At 61.2% G+C, this 17,326-nt stretch carries 18 protein-coding genes; 9 read left to right on the top strand and 9 right to left on the bottom strand.

The annotated features are described in order from the left end of the window. Nucleotides 1–161: 161 nt before the first annotated feature. From GVK95_RS17515 to GVK95_RS17505, 3 genes are all read right to left on the bottom strand, one after another. The gene (locus GVK95_RS17515; RefSeq protein WP_159951931.1) at nt 162–1,355 is read right to left on the bottom strand and encodes a pyridoxal phosphate-dependent aminotransferase; all 1,194 of its coding nucleotides are present in this window, start codon (nt 1,353–1,355) and stop codon (nt 162–164) included. Between the two features lie 17 nt (nt 1,356–1,372). After that, the gene (locus tag GVK95_RS17510) at nt 1,373–2,017 is read right to left on the bottom strand and encodes a TetR family transcriptional regulator C-terminal domain-containing protein (RefSeq protein ID WP_159951929.1); all 645 of its coding nucleotides are present in this window, start codon (nt 2,015–2,017) and stop codon (nt 1,373–1,375) included. Nucleotides 2,018–2,160: 143 nt separating this feature from the next. Then, the gene (locus GVK95_RS17505; protein WP_159951927.1) at nt 2,161–3,024 is read right to left on the bottom strand and encodes a DMT family transporter; all 864 of its coding nucleotides are present in this window, start codon (nt 3,022–3,024) and stop codon (nt 2,161–2,163) included. 214 nt (nt 3,025–3,238) lie between these two features. On the opposite strand from GVK95_RS17505, the gene GVK95_RS17500 reads away from it, so the two are divergent. Further along, nucleotides 3,239–4,432 (top strand): MFS transporter, encoded by a 1,194-nt coding sequence (locus GVK95_RS17500; protein WP_159951925.1) that lies wholly within the window; start codon nt 3,239–3,241, stop codon nt 4,430–4,432. On the opposite strand, the gene GVK95_RS17495 is transcribed toward GVK95_RS17500, so the two are convergent. Beyond that, nucleotides 4,429–6,705, bottom strand: a complete 2,277-nt coding sequence (locus GVK95_RS17495) for a molybdopterin cofactor-binding domain-containing protein (RefSeq protein WP_159951923.1) — start codon at nt 6,703–6,705, stop codon at nt 4,429–4,431. The genes GVK95_RS17500 and GVK95_RS17495 overlap by 4 nt on opposite strands. Nucleotides 6,706–6,707: 2 nt before the next feature. Further along, nucleotides 6,708–7,166, bottom strand: coding sequence for a (2Fe-2S)-binding protein (locus GVK95_RS17490; RefSeq protein WP_159951921.1), 459 nt, complete (start codon nt 7,164–7,166; stop codon nt 6,708–6,710). 78 nt (nt 7,167–7,244) lie between these two features. On the opposite strand from GVK95_RS17490, the gene GVK95_RS17485 reads away from it, so the two are divergent. From GVK95_RS17485 to GVK95_RS17475, 3 genes are all read left to right on the top strand, one after another. Further along, entirely contained in the window at nt 7,245–7,829 is a 585-nt protein-coding gene (locus tag GVK95_RS17485; RefSeq protein WP_244618800.1) for a TetR/AcrR family transcriptional regulator, read from the top strand. Nucleotides 7,830–7,928: 99 nt separating this feature from the next. Beyond that, the gene (gene ispG, locus GVK95_RS17480; protein WP_159951917.1) at nt 7,929–9,179 is read left to right on the top strand and encodes a flavodoxin-dependent (E)-4-hydroxy-3-methylbut-2-enyl-diphosphate synthase; all 1,251 of its coding nucleotides are present in this window, start codon (nt 7,929–7,931) and stop codon (nt 9,177–9,179) included. Between the two features lie 77 nt (nt 9,180–9,256). Continuing rightward, complete coding sequence (locus GVK95_RS17475; protein WP_159951915.1) at nt 9,257–9,919, top strand: OmpA family protein; 663 nt, start codon at nt 9,257–9,259, stop codon at nt 9,917–9,919. 57 nt (nt 9,920–9,976) lie between these two features. Here the strand turns inward: GVK95_RS17475 and GVK95_RS17470 are convergent, their stop codons facing one another. From GVK95_RS17470 to GVK95_RS17460, 3 genes are all read right to left on the bottom strand, one after another. After that, on the bottom strand, nt 9,977–10,612 hold the full coding sequence (locus tag GVK95_RS17470) for a LysE family translocator (RefSeq protein ID WP_159951913.1): 636 nt from the start codon (nt 10,610–10,612) through the stop codon (nt 9,977–9,979). 63 nt (nt 10,613–10,675) lie between these two features. Then, nucleotides 10,676–11,731 carry a histidinol-phosphate transaminase gene (hisC, locus tag GVK95_RS17465; RefSeq protein ID WP_159951911.1) on the bottom strand — a complete coding sequence of 352 codons (1,056 nt, stop codon included), beginning with the start codon at nt 11,729–11,731 and terminating at the stop codon, nt 10,676–10,678. 1 nt (nt 11,732) lies between these two features. After that, a complete protein-coding gene (locus tag GVK95_RS17460; protein WP_159951909.1) occupies nt 11,733–12,647 on the bottom strand; it encodes a polyprenyl synthetase family protein in 915 nt (304 codons plus the stop codon). Nucleotides 12,648–12,808: 161 nt separating this feature from the next. On the opposite strand from GVK95_RS17460, the gene mtgA reads away from it, so the two are divergent. The 4 genes from mtgA (at nt 12,809) to GVK95_RS17440 (ending at nt 15,148) form a co-directional block, all read left to right on the top strand. Continuing rightward, on the top strand, nt 12,809–13,528 hold the full coding sequence (mtgA, locus tag GVK95_RS17455; protein ID WP_200844318.1) for a monofunctional biosynthetic peptidoglycan transglycosylase: 720 nt from the start codon (nt 12,809–12,811) through the stop codon (nt 13,526–13,528). Nucleotides 13,529–13,601: 73 nt separating this feature from the next. Next, nucleotides 13,602–14,249: a glutathione S-transferase family protein gene (locus tag GVK95_RS17450; protein WP_159951905.1), complete on the top strand. Its 648-nt coding sequence runs from the start codon at nt 13,602–13,604 to the stop codon at nt 14,247–14,249. 156 nt (nt 14,250–14,405) lie between these two features. Further along, entirely contained in the window at nt 14,406–14,591 is a 186-nt protein-coding gene (rpmF, locus tag GVK95_RS17445) for a 50S ribosomal protein L32 (RefSeq protein WP_007604390.1), read from the top strand. A gap of 152 nt (nt 14,592–14,743) precedes the next feature. Then, nucleotides 14,744–15,148: a hypothetical protein gene (locus GVK95_RS17440; RefSeq protein ID WP_159951903.1), complete on the top strand. Its 405-nt coding sequence runs from the start codon at nt 14,744–14,746 to the stop codon at nt 15,146–15,148. A 62-nt stretch (nt 15,149–15,210) separates the two neighbouring features. Here GVK95_RS17440 and phaR read toward each other — a convergent pair whose 3' ends face one another. Continuing rightward, the gene (gene phaR, locus GVK95_RS17435) at nt 15,211–15,789 is read right to left on the bottom strand and encodes a polyhydroxyalkanoate synthesis repressor PhaR (RefSeq protein ID WP_007604392.1); all 579 of its coding nucleotides are present in this window, start codon (nt 15,787–15,789) and stop codon (nt 15,211–15,213) included. 227 nt (nt 15,790–16,016) lie between these two features. Between phaR and GVK95_RS17430 the strand changes: the two genes are divergently transcribed. Then, a complete protein-coding gene (locus GVK95_RS17430; protein ID WP_159951901.1) occupies nt 16,017–17,198 on the top strand; it encodes an acetyl-CoA C-acetyltransferase in 1,182 nt (393 codons plus the stop codon). Nucleotides 17,199–17,326 lie beyond the last annotated feature (128 nt).

The following is a 17,326-nucleotide window of genomic DNA, read 5'->3' as shown; positions in this document are numbered from 1 at the left end:
AAACTGGTCTGGGCGGATATGCTTTCGAGCCTTGGCTGGGAGAGTTGGCTTTTTATGCCTTATTTCAAGGCAGTAGCCAAGGGGTGTGGTCACAGACGCTGATCTGTGCGGGAGCCGGCATTTTTGTGCATCACGTCGCGAAAACCGTCCGATCCGATGGTTCAGGCCGCGTCGGCAGCCAGCGTGCGCGCGAGCTGGACCATGCGGTCAGCCGCTTCCGCCAGCCTATCGTCGGATACCGTCAGGGATACACGGATCAGGTGGCGCGCTGCCTCGCCAAAAGAGGAGCCGGGCATGACAGCGACATGCTGTTCTTCCAGCAAACGCGCGGCAAATTCATAGCCTGTCAGCCCGGTCGCGCCAACATCGACGACAATGAACATCCCGCCTTCCGGCATGACCGGCCTCAGGCTGTTGATCGTCTTCAGGCGGTTCGCCATCAGTCGGGCGCGGCGCTCGTAGTTTGTCCGCATGATGGAGGAGGTTTCGATCGGCTGTGTCAGCGCCATGGCGGTCATGTCGGCAATGAATGGCTGGACGCCGAAAAACATGGTTTCGGAGACCGGCAGCAGGCGATCGAAAAATTCGCTCGGTCCAACGGCCCAGCCGCTGCGAAAGCCAGGTGCGGCATGGGACTTCGAGATCGAGGACACCACGATGGTGCGTTCGGCAAGATCCGGATTGTCAAAGGGTGAAGCGAAGGTCTTGCCAAAGGCCTGGCAAAAGGTCAGCTCTTCGTAGACCTCGTCGCAGACGATCCACAGATCGTGGCGGCAGCAGACCTCGCCGATGGCGGCGATTTCCTCAGACGTCAGGACGGCCCCGGTTGGATTGTGCGGCGTGTTGAGGAGCAAAACGCGGCTACGCGGCGTGATCGCCGCTTCAAGATCCCTGGCATTCAGATGAAAGCCGTTCTCCACCTTGAGTTCCACCGGGGAAAGCCTGGCCCCACTCGATGCGATCAGGCCCTCGTAGGTTGCATAGTAGGGATCGCCGACCAGAACTTCATCTCCTGCATCAAGCAGGCCCATGAGGACGACGAACAAGGCGGATTGCGTGCCGGGGAAGCACAGGACATTCCGTTCGGTCACTCCGTCCCGGCGCTTGCGATATTTCTCCACCAGTGCGGTGACCACCGAGGCTTCGCCACGTCCATTGGAATAGCGGGTTCGACCGGCATAGAGGGCGCGCGTGCATTCGGCCAACAGGGCCTGATCGGGCGGCAGGTCCGGTTCGCCGATGGTCAGCTGGATCACCGGGATGCCTTCCGCTTCCTTCCTGCGGGCTTCGATGTGAATGGCCCATTTGCCGGAGCCGAGGCCGGCCAGTCGTTCGGTGATAGAGGCATAGCGCATTGGGTAATTTTCCGCTGTCAGGCCGATGCAGGCGTGTTTTTCAAGAATTGGCCACCGAGCAGGGCTTCGACAGCGTCGATTGCAATCTGCTGAAGGCTTTGGTCAACAAACAGATCGCTGGCCAGAGAGGATTCCAGCCACAGGCCATCGATCAATCCATTGATTGCGATGGCGAGCTTGCGGCATTCATCCGGTTCCGGGCGGCGGCCCTGGGCGTCCAGAAGGGCGTAGATCAGGGTTTCCAGGATGCCGAGGAAGGTCAGGTAGTTTTCCCGGTGGATACGGGCGAATTCGTCGTCGGAACGAACCCGGCTGATGAAGGCCGCCCAGAGCGACAGGGCCTTGGGGTCGGCGATCGGCGGGCTGACATTGGCAATGATGAAACGTCGCAAACGGTTGTGCGGATCGGTGCCGACCTCGTCGAGTGCTGCCACGGCGGTCTCCGTCATGCTCGCGAGCACTTCGCGATAGGCAGCCTGCAGCATCTGGTCCTTGCCGGCAAAATAGTGACGGATCAGGCCGCCGGTGACCCCGGCGCGGGCGGCGATGTCGCGTACCGTTGCCCCCTCGAGCCCATGTTCGGAAATGCTGTCCAGGGTGGCCGCGATCAGATCGTTGCGGCGCTCGGCTTCACCGGCCCGATGAAAGCTGCGTCTCGTCATGCGGCCCTCCCGGACGTCTGGCCGCGCATGCAGCGCGCGGTTGGCTATGAAGCGCGAACGGTTTTCGCACAAACGCTAATTATACAGCTGAATAACAAGCCGGCAAGTACGAAACGCAGTCTTGCTGCGGGCTGATCGGCCCATCAGGCGCGCATCAATCGCCGCTCGCCAAGAATGATGATGATGCCGGCGCTGGCAATCAGCAAAGCACCGACAATCACGTTGTTGCCCGGAATGTCGCCCCAGATGGCGTAGCCGAGAACGAACGCCCAGATCAGCGCGGTATATTCGAACGGCGCGATGACCGAGATCGGCGCGCGCCGCATGCCTTCGAAGAACGCGAGCTGGCCGATTCCGCCCATCACGCCAACCGCGAGCAGCAGCAGCAGTGCAGCATTGTCGGGCGATACCCATGCGCTGAGGGCCATGGGCGCAGTCAGGACCAGGAAGAAGAAGTTGGTGACGGTCATCTGGACGATGGTTCGGGCGCCCATCGCCGTGCGGCGCAGGAGTACTGTGGCGAAGGCCCAGAGGCAAGCTGCGAGCAGCGCCAGATAGACCGGCCACTCTATCGTCATGCCCGTGGGGTCGGTTGCGATGACCACGCCGACAAAGCCGATGCCGACAGCCAGCCAGCGCGGCAGAGTAACATGTTCGCCCAACATCGGGATCGACAGCAGGATCGCGACAACGGGGGCGGCGAAATAAAGCGTAGTGATATCGGCAAGCGGCAGGAACTTGGCGGCATTGAAATAGCACAGCCAGGCGGCCAGAAGGATGAAGCTGCGGATCAGCAGCGGCTTGATCACCGGCGATGCTACCGTTTCGCGCAAATGGCCTTTGCCGCCCATGGCGAAACACCCGACCAGGATGGTCAGGCTTCGGCAGAACAGGATCTGCCAGACCGTCGTCGTTTCGACCAGCAGCTTGATCATGCCGTCATGCACGGAAAACAGGAAATAGGCAAAGCTGGTCAGCAAGATGCCGGCACCGATGGCGGTCTTCACAATGGTGGCCTTTCAGGGATGGACGTCGGCACGCGGGAACAGCATGACGCGGATGCCATCTCAAGGGTTGCCACGCGGGTGTCAATCGCGAAATCGGATGATCGGTGCAATCATGTTCGGTGGAAACAAAATGTGAGATTTTAAACCGCTTTGGAGATTGCCGTTTAAATCGATTGAATTAAATTGCCGGCTGACTGCAGAGGAGTGCATTGCAATGAATATTGGGAGTGTTGGCAATATCGCTGCCCAGGCACCAGCGCCGCTGGTGACGCGCGAAAGAGCGGCGGTGTCGCTGCTGTTTTTCCTCAACGGCATGGTGATCGGTGCCTGGGTTCCGAAAATTCCGCTGTTTGCCAGCGCGTTGTCACTCTCCGAGTCTGCTCTTGGCATGATGATTTTCGCCTTCGGCGTCGGTTCGCTGGTGCTCATGCCGATCGCCGGCATGCAGATCGCGCGTTTCGGGTCGAGCGCCGTGGTCAAGGTGACGACGTTGTTGTTCATTCCGACCATCGTGCTGGTCACGCTGGCCGGCAGCATCTGGGCGGGCGCCATTGCGATTTTCCTGTTCGGCGGGCTGACAGGGGCGATGGACGTGGCGATGAATGCCAATGCGGTCGAGGTCGAGCGCAAGATGCGTCGTTCGATCATGTCGTCCTGCCATGCCTTCTGGAGTCTTGGCGGTCTCGTCGGCTCGGCGACCGGCGGCATCCTGATTGCCGCCATCGGCGCGACGGGCCATGTCTTGTTGCTGGCAGCCGTCTGTCTGGCGCTTTTCCTGGTGGCTTGGCCGATGATCCTGCCGGATGCGCCGCATCCGAGCGAAAAGGTGACGGGCGGAAAGCTGCCGCTGACACCTTTGCCGTGGCTGATCGGCCTGATGGCACTGTTCTCGATGGTGCCGGAAGGAACCGTACTGGACTGGAGCGCGCTTTATCTGCGTAACGAACTTGGCGCATCCACGGCCTTTTCCGGCTTCGCCTTCGCTGCCTTCTCGTTGACCATGGCGATCCTGCGTTTTGCCGGCGATTTCGTTCGAGACCGCTTCGGAGCGGTCAAGACCATGCGGTTTTGTGCGGTCGCGGCCTTTGTCGGCCTGATCCTTGCCGGGCAGGCGCCCAATGTCACCGTGGCGCTGATCGGATTTGCGATCGCCGGGATCGGTATTTCCAACCTGGTGCCGATCGCATTTTCCGCCGGCGGCAATGTGCCTGGCCTTGCGCCGGGCATCGGTCTGTCCGTGGTCACGACGATGGGTTATTCAGGCATCCTGTTCGCCCCATCGCTGATCGGTTTCATTGCCGAGCATACGTCGCTGTCTAACGTCTACACGGCAATCTCCGCGCTGTTGCTGGTGGTCCTCGCGCTGTCCGGGCTTGCCAGGCATGCGGATCGTGTCCAGGGCGACTAAACGAAGCGCACCTCATGCGACAAGGGCAGGCGCCGATGGCGCTTGCCGGTGAGCGCGAAGATCGCGTTGGCCAGTGCGGGCATGACCGGTGGTGTTCCCGGTTCGCCGCCGCCGCCCATGCGCTCTGAATTTTCCAGCAATTCGACGGAGATAGCCGGACACTGGCTGATCCGCAGGGCATCATAGTCGTGGAAATTCGATTGCTGCACCATGCCGTCAGCAAAGGTGATTTCCTGGCTGATGGCGGCAGAAAGGCCGTAGACAATACCTGACATCATCTGTGCCTTGAAGTTCAGCGGGTCGAGCACGATGCCGGGATCTGCGGCGCAGAAGACTTTCGTCACCTCTATCGAACCATTCCGGTCTGCGACTTCCACGACCTCCGCGACCCATGTGCCGAAGGACAGCGCAAACGCGAGGCCGCGTGCCCGACCTGTCGGGAGCGGCGATGACCATTTCGACATGTCCGCAACCTTGTCGATCACGCCGAGTGCCGCCGGATGGGCGGCCAGCAATTCCCGGCGCAGGGCGAGCGGATCGTGGCCACCGGCATGGGCGATCTCGTCGATGAAGCTTTCATGCATGAAGGTGTTGAAGGAGTAGCCGACCGATCGCCAGAAGCCGACCGGGACGGCGAGATCGACCTTGCGGCCATCGATGCGGTAGTTTTCGATGGCGTAGGGCTGGTTATAGGCGCCGTCGAGCACGGAATTGTCCGGCCCGCCGACGGGAAGGCCCGGAAAATAGCGGCCGAGCGCGCTGGCGATGACGGACGGCGAGGCGACGGATCCGGTGACCGCCTTCGGCTTGCCGGTCTGGTCGAGCGCTGCCTTGTACCGTGACTTCGCCATCGGCCGGTACGGACCATGGGTCATGTCTTCCTCCCGGGTCCAGGTGATCTTGACCGGGCGACCCTTCATGCGCTGGGCGATGCGGATGGCGTAGTCGGCATAGTCGGGTTCTATGCGACGGCCGAAACCGCCTCCGAGAAAGGTCGTGTGCACCTTGATCTTGTCATGCGCAAAGCCGGTAATACGGGCGGCGGCATATTGAATGATTGTCGGCCCCTGATTGGGAGCCCAGACTTCGACGCCAGTGTCCTTGACGAGTGCCGTCGCGTTCATCGGCTCCATGGTCGCATGCGAGAGAAAAGGCACCTCATATTCGGCTTCGACGAGGTTCTCGCGTGCTGCGTCAGCGAATATCAGGTCCGGGTCGCCCAGGGTGCGAAGCGAGAAGCTTTCCGTGCCGTCGAGGGCCGCCGTGTGAAGGGCTTCCATCTCGGCGGTGGAGGCCGGTATCGGACCTTTCTCCCATTCGACTGTGGTCGCCTCGGAGGCCTTGAAGGCGCGCCAGGTGTTGTCGGCGACCACGGCGATGCCCTGACCATATGGGCTGTCGATGGCGATCACCTGCTTGACGCCCGGCATGGCGCGGGCCGCTTTGCCGTCAAAGCTCCTGACCCGGCCGCCGGGGCTCGGGTTCATGCGCACTGTCGCATAGAGCATGTCCGGCAAATCGACATCGACGCCGAAGATCGGGGCGCCGGTAACCTTGGCGAGCATGTCCTTGCGCGGCTGCGGCCTGCCGAGGATGGTCCAGTCGCTGCGCGGCTTGAGCCGGGCTTCGACTTTGGCAGAGAGAGGGGCTGCCTCGAGCGCGAGTTCGCCATAGGTGGCGCTACGGCCGCTGGCAGGATCGGTGACCGCACCTGCGTTTGTTTCCAGGCTATCGGCGGCGACATTCCAGCGTGCCGCTGCTGCGGCCTTCAAGGCTTCGCGCGCGGTTGCGCCAGCGTGGCGCAGCTTGTCGAAGTGGTCGATCATCGAACTCGATCCGCCGGTAAACTGGATGGAGACCAGTTTTGCCACGACGCCGAGTGCGCCGCGCAGGCTTTCTGCAACGATCCCGTCGTCAAACTGCGGCAGCGGCGCGCCTTCCCGCATCGCTGCGGCGTTGTAGTATGCAGCCGAAGCCTGGCCATGCTCGATAGTGACCTGATCCAGCGTGACGTCCAGTTCCTCGGCCAGCAGGGCGGCCAATGTCGTGTAGCTGCCCTGGCCCATTTCGGCGCGCGGCGCGATGATCGTGATGTGGTTGTCGGTTGCGATCTTGAGAAAGGGATTGAAGGTTGCCTCGCCCGGACTGAGGTCGTTTTCCAGCGGATTTTCTGCTGGTGTCGCATAGCGATAGTAGCCGAAGGCGACGCCGCCGGCGAGCGCGACGGCACTGACGAGGAATGAGCGTCGTGTGACGGTTCCGAGGGTCGACATGCTTATGCCCCCGCCAGTTCGCCGGCTGCGCGATGAATGGCAGCGCGGATACGGGGGTAGGTACCACAGCGACAGAGATTGCCGGTCATGGCAGCATCAATGTCGTCATCGGTGGGGCTGGAATTGGCTTCAAGCAAGGCCACCGCACTCATGATCTGGCCGGCCTGACAGTAACCGCATTGCGCCACCTGCTCATCCATCCACGCCTGCTGGACAGGATGCAGGCCTGCGTCATCGGCCAGCCCGTCGATGGTGCGCACCGGTGTAGTGATGTCGCCGACAAGCGTCTGGCAGGAGCGCACCGCCTCGCCGTCGATGATCACGGTGCAGGCGCCGCAAAGGCCGACGCCGCAGCCGAATTTCGGTCCCTTGATATTGAGGATATCCCTGAGCGCCCAGAGCAGCGGCATGTCGGGTTCGACCTCGATCGCGTGGGATATGCCATTGACGATGATGTTCACGAATGCCTCCGGCTGGACTATAAGGATGCTTCAACGAGGATATTTGACATAATGACAAAAAATGTCAAAACGTCAATAATGAATGATGCAAAGACAGACCAGCGACGGGCGATCGTTCTGCGGGAGGCATTCAATGCCTTCACGCATTATGGCTTCAAGCGCACGACGATGGACGATATCGCCCGCGCTGCAGGCATATCGAGGCCCGTGCTCTATCTGGTCTATCGCAACAAGGCGGACATATTCCGGGCTTGCATGCTGTCGATGATGGACGAGATGCGCGCGCGTGTAACGGCCTGTTTTGCGGCAGATGCCGATATCGTCCGCAAGGTCGAGCAGGCCCTGGACGAGGGTATCCTCAGGCCGCATCGCGAGATTTCCGCCACCACACACGGCGCGGAAATCTTCGACACCAGCCACGAGTTCGCGGCCGACCTCTTTCTTGCCTGGATGCAGACGATGGAAGAGGAGATCGCCAGGGGTCTGCAGGCGGAGGCGCAAGCCGGGCGCATCACATTCGCGCCAGGGCTTTCGCCAGCGACGGTTGCCTCCTTGATGCTGGACGCGGTCGAGGGCATGAAGAGCCGCAATTCCGACATGGATCTGGTGGCAGAGAAAATCCGGCATCTGGTCTGCCTTATGATCGGTCCGCTGATCAGGTAGGCTTGGCCCGGATTGCCGGCAGACTGTCGCATCCGGTTGACAATTTCAGGGCTTTGGGCCACCTCCATGACACACTAGAGACTTTCAGAGACGACGCTCATGTCCACAGCAGACGCATATGATCCCAAACCGCGCCGCGCTTCTGTCGCCGTCGATGTCGGGGGTGTCGTGATCGGGGGCGGCGCACCGGTCGTGGTTCAGTCGATGACCAATACCGATACGGCCGATATCGACGCGACCGTTGCCCAGGTTGCTGCCCTCTACAAGGCGGGTTCGGAAGTCGTGCGCATCACCGTCGATCGCGACGAGAGTGCAGCGGCCGTGCCGAAGATCCGTGAGCGTCTGCTCAGGCTCGGCATGGATGTGCCGCTGATCGGCGACTTCCACTATATCGGCCATCGCCTGCTTGCCGATCATCCGGCCTGCGCCGAAGCGCTGGCGAAATACCGCATCAATCCCGGCAATGTCGGCTTCAAGGACAAGAAGGACAAGCAGTTCGGCGATATCGTCGAGATGGCCATCCGCTACGACAAGCCGGTGCGCATCGGCGTCAACTGGGGCTCGCTCGACCAGGAATTGCTGACCAGCCTGATGGACAAGAACCAGGCGGAAGGATTTCCGCTGTCCGCCCGTCAGGTCACCCGCGAAGCCATCGTGCAGTCCGCGCTGATTTCCGCCGAACTTGCCGAGGATATCGGCCTGCCGCGCAACCGCATCATCCTGTCGGCCAAGGTCAGCCAGGTGCAGGACCTGATCGCCGTCTATTCGATGATCGCCGACCGGTCCGACCATGCACTGCATCTCGGCCTGACCGAGGCCGGCATGGGCACCAAGGGCATCGTCGCGTCGTCGGCAGCCATGGGTTTTGTGCTGCAGCATGGCATCGGTGATACGATCCGTGTTTCCCTGACGCCGGAGCCGAATGGCGACCGCACACGGGAAGTGCAGGTGGCGCAGGAGCTGCTGCAGGTCATGGGTTTCCGCCAGTTCGTGCCGGTGGTGGCCGCCTGTCCCGGTTGCGGTCGCACAACGTCGACGGTTTTTCAGGAACTCGCCCAGAAGATCCAGGATGACCTGCGCAAGAACATGCCGGTCTGGCGCGACAAATATCCGGGTGTCGAGGGCCTCAATGTTGCGGTCATGGGCTGCATCGTCAACGGACCGGGGGAAAGCAAGCATGCCGATATCGGCATTTCGCTGCCGGGAACGGGCGAAAATCCGGCGGCGCCGATCTTCATCGACGGGCAGAAGGCGATGACCTTGCGCGGTCCCAACATCGCCAGCGACTTCGAAGCACTGGTGGCGGACTATATCGAGAAGCGCTACGGTCAAAAGACGGCGGCGGAGTAACGGCGGGGCTGCAACTTTATCTTGCCGCAATTTCACTGTTCAGGGATTATCAGCCTGTTCTTGGAGGGACATCCAGCATGATCAAGAAGATTGCCATCGTCGCGCTGTCTGCGACTTTCCTCAGTGCCTGCACAACGACCGACCCGTATACGGGCCAGCAGAAAGTTTCCAATACCGCAGGTGGTGCCGCGCTCGGTGCCGCTGTCGGCGCGCTCGGTGGTCTGGCCGTTGGCGGCTCGCCCGTCGGTCGCCGCAATGCCGCGCTGATCGGTGCCGGTGTCGGCGCTCTGGCCGGTGGTGCCATCGGCAATTACATGGACACGCAGGAATCCGAGTTGCGTGCGCAGCTTCAGGGCACCGGCGTGTCGGTCACGCGTAACGGCGACCGCATCATCCTCAATATGCCGTCGAACATCACCTTCGGAACAGATCAGGACCAGGTGATCCCGCCCTTCTATGCAACGCTTGATTCGGTCGCGATCGTGCTGAACAAGTTCGGCAGGACCCTGATCGACGTCAACGGTCACACCGATTCCACCGGCAGCCTGCAGCATAACCAGGGCCTGTCGGAGCGCCGTGCCGCGTCGGTCGCCAACTATCTCGGCAGCCGTGGCGTCGACCAGCGCCGCATGTCGACCATGGGCTTCGGTCCATCACAGCCGGTGGCGACGAACGCCACGCCGGAAGGCCGCGCGCTCAACCGCCGCGTCGAAGTGCAGATTGCGCCGATCACCCAGTAAATTCGGGTTCGGGACCATTCGAAGGGCGCCGCCGCAAGCGGCGCCTTTTTTCGTTGCTCAGCGGGTCAAGAGAAGCTTGGTGCCGGCTGCGGCAAACAGCACGCCGAGCGTGCCGTCGATGGCGCGGCGGGCGCTTCTGTAGATCTTCAAGGCCCTCGGCGTGGAAAACAGCAGCGCATAGCCCATGAACACGCTGAATCCCGTCACCAGGCATCCGCCGACGATCAAGGCGACGGCGGATGCCGAGGCGTGTGGCGGCAGGCCGAGCGAGATGATCGCCAGCCAGCCAAAGATCGCCTTGGGGTTGGTCAGGTGGACCGCATAGCCGAGGAGAAAATTGCGCTTCAGGCTCTGGCGGCTGCCTGCCGTCCATTGGGCGGGTTCTGCAGCGGTTGTTGCCGAGCGGAAGGCGCGCCATGCGAGATAGAGCATGTAGAGCCCGCCTGCGATCCGGAGGATGACCAGCGACTGGGCGTAATGCGTGAGCAGGGCGGCAAGGCCAAGCGACGCGGCCGTCGCCCAGGTTGCCGAACCAGCAAAGATACCGGCCGCCGTGGCGATGCCTCGGCTGCGGCCCTGGCCAATGGAGGCCGATGCGATCGCCATGGTCGCAGGCCCGGGGCTGATGACGGCAACCAGGTAGACGAGATAGGTCGAGAGGATCTGCGGCAGGTGTTGCAGGATATCGTTCATCCGAAGCGTTCCGGTATCGTGGCGGGTAACATCACGATAGCCGGAACCGCAGCACTCCACACGTCAGATGATTTGATCGATTACGGTCAAAAACTGATGGCATTCCTGCTCGGTGCCGATGGTGATGCGCAGATAGTCTGCAATGCGGGGCTTGTTGAAATGGCGCACAAGGATCGCGCGTTCGCGCAGAGCCCTGGCCAGATCGATGCCCTGGTGGGCCGGATGGCGGGCAAAGAGGAAATTGGTCTTCGACGGCAATACCTCGAAACCGCGCGTTTCAAGTTCTGTGGCAAGCTGCTCGCGGTTGGCGACGATCTTGTCGCGGGTTTCCTCAAACCAGTCCTTGTCCTCGATGGCGGCTGTCGCCGCTGCCTGGGCGATGGCATCGAGGGGGTAGGAATTGAAGCTGTCCTTCATACGCTCCAGTGCCTCGATCAGCGGGCGCTGGCCGATGGCGAAGCCGACGCGCAGGCCGGCAAGCGAGCGCGACTTGGAGAAGGTCTGCACGACCAGCAGGTTGTCATATTGCTTGACGAGCCTGGCCGCGCTCTCGGCGCCGAAATCGACATAGGCCTCGTCCACCACCACGACCTGGTCGCGATGGCTCTCCACGAGGCGCACAATGTCTGCCAGCGGCAGGGCAATGCCCGTCGGGGCGTTGGGATTGGCAAGGATGATCGCACCGCAGGGGCGATCGAAATCCTCGATCCGGACGGCGAGACCTTCGATGAGCGGCACTTCCTCGACGGTAATGTCGAAGAGGCGGGCATAGGTCTTGTAGAAGCTGTAGGTGATATCGGGATAGAGCAGCGGCAGATCATGCTTCAGCAGAGCGGCGAAGGTAAAGGCCAGCACTTCGTCGGAACCGTTGCCGACAAAGACCTGATCGGTCTCGACGCCGTTGTAGGCAGCAATCGACTGGCGCAGCTTCAGCGAGTTCGGATCAGGGTAGAGCCGCAGATTGTCACCGGCCGTAGCCCGGATTGCCTCGATCACCCGCGGCGAGGGACCGAACGGGTTCTCATTGGTGTTGAGTTTGATCAGGCCGGCAATCTTCGGCTGCTCGCCGGCCACATAAGGTTCGAGGTCATGAACGCTGTTTGACCAGAAACGGCTCATCTCAGTTCTTTCTCTGTGCAATGAAGCGGGCCGCCTTGGCCAAGGGTTCAGCGGCCCTGCCATAGGGGGCCAGGATCTCGTGGGCCTCGTCGACCAGACGTGTCAGTTCCACTTCAGCCCAATCCCGACCCTTGAGTGCAACCAGGGTGCCCTTGCCCTTGGCGGCGTCCTTGCCGGCCGCCTTGCCGAGGGTGATGGCGTCGGAGGTCAGGTCCAAGAGGTCGTCTGCCAGTTGGAAGGCGCGGCCGATGACTTCGCCGAAGCTGCGAATACGGGCGCGGTCTTCAACGGGCCTACCGGCGATGATGGCGCCTGCCTCGCAGGCAAAGCGCAGAAGGGCGCCGGTCTTCATCGACTGCAGCAGGATAATGCCGGCTTCGTCCGGCGGTGCCTTCTCGGCGGCAAGATCGAGTGCCTGACCGCCGGCCATGCCACCGATGCCGGCCGCACGGGCAAGCTCCAGAACCAGTGCGATCCTGGCGCTGTCGGGCAGGTCCGTCTCCGGTGCCGCGATGATGTCGAAGGCGTAGGTCAAAAGGCTGTCGCCGGCGAGGATCGCTGTGGCGTAGTCATAGGCGATGTGCACGGTCGGCTTGCCACGGCGAAGATCATCGTCGTCCATCGCCGGAAGATCGTCATGCACGAGAGAATAGCTGTGCAGGCATTCCAGCGCGCAGCCGACGCGCAACGCGGTTTTCTCGTCGCCGCCAAACAGACGGGCGCTTTCCATGACCAGGAAGGGTCGAAGCCGCTTGCCGCCATTGAGTGCGCCGTAGTGCATCGCCTCGATCAACCGGCCAGGACGCGCGATCTCGCCGTCTCTCGGTCTGGCATCGAGAAGTTCCGACAACGTCGCCTCGACCTGTTCGGCCAAGGCGAGGAGGCTTGTTTCGAAGGGGGTGTCCGGGCGGGTCATGAGGGCTATTTGGCATGCAGGCATGTGGCTGGCAACGGGAATCTGCGGGATGAACGCCGCTCGGGTCCGTCGCCGGACTGGTCATTCGTCAACAGGATGGGTATGACAGGCGAGACCCTGAACAACTGGACCGATCTTCGTTGACATTGGAAGCCGAGACCGTGGAGGACGAGAGCCTTGCAGCGACCGAGGATGAAGGCCGGCGCATACCGCGTTTGATCCGCAGGGTGCTGATCGCGCTGCTCGTGTTTCTGGTCGCCCCTTACGTCCTGATCCTGATCTACCGGGTTGATTTCATCCGGCCGGTATCGACGCTGATGCTCGCCGATCTCGTGACCTTCCAGGGCTATGACCGTCGCTGGGTGGATTTCGAGGACATTTCGCCCAACCTGGTTCGGGCCGTGATGATGTCCGAAGACGGCCAGTACTGCGCCCATGGCGGCGTGGACTGGAAGCAGATGCGCGGTGTCGTCGACGATGCGCTGGCCGGCGAAGCGACGCGTGGTGCGAGCACCATCCCGATGCAGACGTCGAAGAACCTTTTTCTGTGGAACAGCCGGTCCTTCGTGCGCAAGGTGCTGGAGATCCCGCTGGCGATGGTCTCGGACTTCATCTGGCCCAAGCAGCGAATGATGGAAATCTATCTCAATATCGCCGAATGGGGCCCCGGAATCTACGGGATCGAGGCGGCGGCTCAGTATCATTTCAAGACCTCTGCCGCCAAGCTGAGTCCGCGGCAGGCGTCCCTGCTCGCCGTGGCGCTGCCCAATCCGATGGACAGGGTTGCGAGCAAGCCCGGCAGTGGCATGAAGCGGCTTGCGTCGCTGATCGATCGCCGCGCCAAGCGTTCTGGCGCATATATCACCTGCCTTTATGACTGAGTTTCATAAGTTTCATTGGTCCTGAGGTTCGATGGCTCCTAGACTCGGCTGCAATGCAAACCGGGTGCGCGCCATGTCTGACCTGATCCTCTACATTGCCAACAAGAACTACTCCTCCTGGTCGTTGCGACCGTGGATCGCGATGACCGCCGCCGGAATTCCGTTCCGGGACGAACTGATCCGGTTCGGCGAGGGGGCCACCAATCCGAAGTTTCGCGAGATTTCGCCGACGGGCCGGGTGCCGGTGCTGCATCATGGCGAGCTCCGGGTCTGGGAATCCCTGGCGATCATCGAATATGTTGCGGAGCTTTACCCGCAAGCCGGGATCTGGCCGTCTGATCCTGGACATCGGGCGATGGCGCGGGCGATCTCGATGGAAATGCTGTCCGGCTTCCGGGCGCTCAGGGGCGCCTGCCCGATGAATATCCGCCGGCCGGTACGAGCCATTGCCCTGCCCGAGGGCGTGGATGGCGATGTGCGACGGATCGAGCAGATCTGGCGTGAAATGCGTGCAATGTCCGGTGGGCCGTATCTGTTCGGGACGTTCAGTGCGGTCGACGCGATGTTTGCGCCGGTGGTCAATCGCTTTGCTGCCTATGATCTCGTCCGTGATGCCGATACGCTCGATTATATGGCGGCGATGCGCTCTCATCCGGCGTGGCGTGTCTGGGAAGAGGCGGCATTGGCCGAAAGCTGGATCGTTCCGGAAGACGAAGCCTGAGCCGGTTCATCGCTGGAATCGAAAAAAGTGTCTCGGGGACTGGTCAAAGCCCTGGATGGCATGTATAAGCCCGCCAAATTCCGAGATTGAGACAGGTGTTGTTCGGCCTCATCTGGGCCACTAAACCTGTTTTGTCCGTCACGTGGAGTAAGTGAAATGGCTGTACCTAAAAGAAAAACAAGCCCGTCCAAGCGCGGTATGCGCCGCTCTGCAGACGGTTTGAAGGCCCCGACATATGTCGAGGACAAGAACTCTGGCGAACTGCGCCGTCCGCACCATATCGATCTGAAGACCGGTATGTATCGTGGCCGCCAGGTTCTGACGCCGAAGGAAAGCGCATAATCTTCGGATTGGCGTATGCATTTTTAAAAGGCCGGCCTTGCGCCGGCCTTTGCTTTTTTGTCAAACGCACCGATATAGACTGCGGCAGATCCGCTCGATATCCGGCCTCGATATCCGGCAGGGATCCTGCGCCAACACGAGGGATCCGCCATATGTTTGCCGCCGTGCCTCTGATGCTTGTTCCGCTCGCTTTCTATAATCTGGTCATGATTGGTTTCTGGGGCGGGGGAATTGCGGCTTTCTCCGACACCGTCATGTCCGTTGCCATGTTGTCAGGTGCGCTCTGGACCCTGAACCTGGGCGATGCTCTTGTTCTCGTCGCTCTGGTCGTGCTGTTCATCGAAGTGTTGAAGGCGACACGCAGCGGCACCGGTTCATTGCTCAATCACATGCTGTCGATGCTGGTGTTCATCGTCTTCCTGGTCGAGTTCCTGCTGGTGCGGAACGCTGCGACCCCGATCTTCTTCATGCTGATGACGATTGCCTTCATCGACGTGGTGGCAGGCTTTGCCATATCCAATCGCGCGGCCGGTCGCGACGTATCGATCGGGCTATGAAGCTCGCGCCGACGCCTGCTGCGGACAAAAAAATGGCCGCGAGATGATCGCGGCCATGTCGGTCAGAGGCTGTCGAGCTTGTTCTGCAAGGATCGGAGCTGTTCCTTCAGTTCATCAATATCCTTGGCCTCGGCCTTGCGGGTTTCCTTCGCGGGCTGCTGACCGGCGACAAAGGGCGAAAACATCTGCATCGCCTGCTGGAACATTTCGGTGTTGCGCTTGACCTGCTCTTCCATCAGCTGGATCGGCATCTGCAGGTTCTTCGACATCGGATGGTCGCCGAAAGCACGGGTCATCTGTTCGCGCATCTGTGTCTGCTGTTCGGTGAAGGCAGTCATCGAATGCTCGAGAAAGCTCGGCACGACCATCTGCATCTGATCGCCATAGTAGCTGATCAACTGGCGCAGGAAGGAGATGGGCAGAAGCGTATTGCCGGTTTTGGATTCCTGCTCGAAAATAATCTGGGTCAGGACAGAATGGGTGATGTCATCGCCCGACTTGGCATCCTGTACGACGAAATCCTCGCCCTTCTTGACCATCTTGGCCAAGTCCTCAAGCGTCACATAGGTGCTCGTGCCGGTGTTGTAGAGGCGTCGATTGGCGTATTTCTTGATCACGATATCGCCATCGGCTTTGGCCATGTCTGTCTCCTAACCCGTCGTTTTTGGTTAATTTTTGCTCTTCCCGTCGAGAATGTAAGCGCAAAAGAAGGCTGGTGACAATCTCTTTGTGCATTGCACGAAGCGCATTTGACGAATGTCAGCAGGTTGCAACCAAAGAACGAATGCGGCGCTGCGATCCCGTTTGACACCGGATGAAACCTTTGTCAGGTTCTTGCGAAAGATCGATAAACTGGAGGAGACGTCCCATGAGCAGCCAATCCATCGTGATCGCCAGCGCGGCCAGAACTGCGGTCGGTTCCTTCAATGGTGCTTTTGCCACCGTTTCGGCCCATGATCTGGGCGCGGTTGCCATCAAGGCCGTGCTGGAGCGTGCGGGTGTCGAAGCGGCGGAAGTCGATGAAGTCATTCTCGGCCAGATCCTGACCGCTGGCCAGGGGCAGAACCCGGCCCGCCAGGCGGCCATGAAAGCGGGCATCCCACAGGAAGCAACGGCCTGGGGCCTGAACCAGCTTTGTGGCTCGGGCCTTCGTGCCGTGGCGCTCGGCATGCAGCAGATTGCAACCGGTGATGCCAAGATCATCATCGCCGGCGGCCAGGAATCGATGTCGATGGCACCACATTGCGCGCATCTGCGCGGCGGCACCAAGATGGGTGACCTGAAGATGGTCGATACCATGATCAAGGATGGCCTGACCGATGCGTTCTACGGTTATCACATGGGGACCACTGCCGAGAATGTTGCCCGCCAGTGGCAGCTTTCGCGCGACGAGCAGGATGCATTCGCGCTTGGCTCGCAGAACAAGGCCGAGGCAGCCCAGGCCGCCGGCCGGTTCAAGGATGAAATCGTGCCTGTCATCGTGCCTGGCCGCAAGGGTGACGTGACCGTCGATGCGGACGAATACATCCGTCTTGGTGCGACGATGGAAAGCATGACCAAGCTGAAGCCGGCCTTCGACAAGGAAGGCACAGTGACCGCGGGCAACGCGTCCGGCCTCAATGACGGCGCAGCGGCAACCCTCTTGATGACCGAGGCGGAGGCTTCGCGTCGTGGCATTGCACCGCTTGCCCGGATCGTGTCCTGGGCCACGGCCGGCGTCGATCCGCGGATCATGGGCACGGGCCCTATCCCTGCATCGCGCAAGGCATTGGAGCGTGCCGGGTGGAAAGTTACCGATCTCGACTTGGTCGAAGCCAACGAGGCCTTCGCAGCGCAGGCTTGTGCGGTAAACAAGGATCTCGGCTGGGACACGTCGATCGTCAACGTCAATGGTGGTGCGATCGCGATCGGCCATCCGGTCGGTGCGTCGGGTGCACGCGTCCTCAACACGCTTTTGTTCGAGATGAAGCGCCGCGGCGCCAAGAAGGGTCTTGCAACCCTGTGCATCGGCGGCGGCATGGGTGTCGCCATGTGTCTCGAAGCTCTCTGACGCCTGGCGAGCGAAGGCATGACGTGCGAGGGCATGGCCTCCCGCATCCTCATCGGAAAATGAGTTCGTCCCGGTTGACGCCGGGACCGCTGATCTGCGCGCAGGGTGACGGGAACCACGCTGCCAAA

Source organism: Rhizobium sp. 18065 (genome assembly GCF_902706095.1).
GTDB lineage: Bacteria > Pseudomonadota > Alphaproteobacteria > Rhizobiales > Rhizobiaceae > Allorhizobium.
This window is presented reverse-complemented; position numbering and strand designations above follow the sequence as displayed.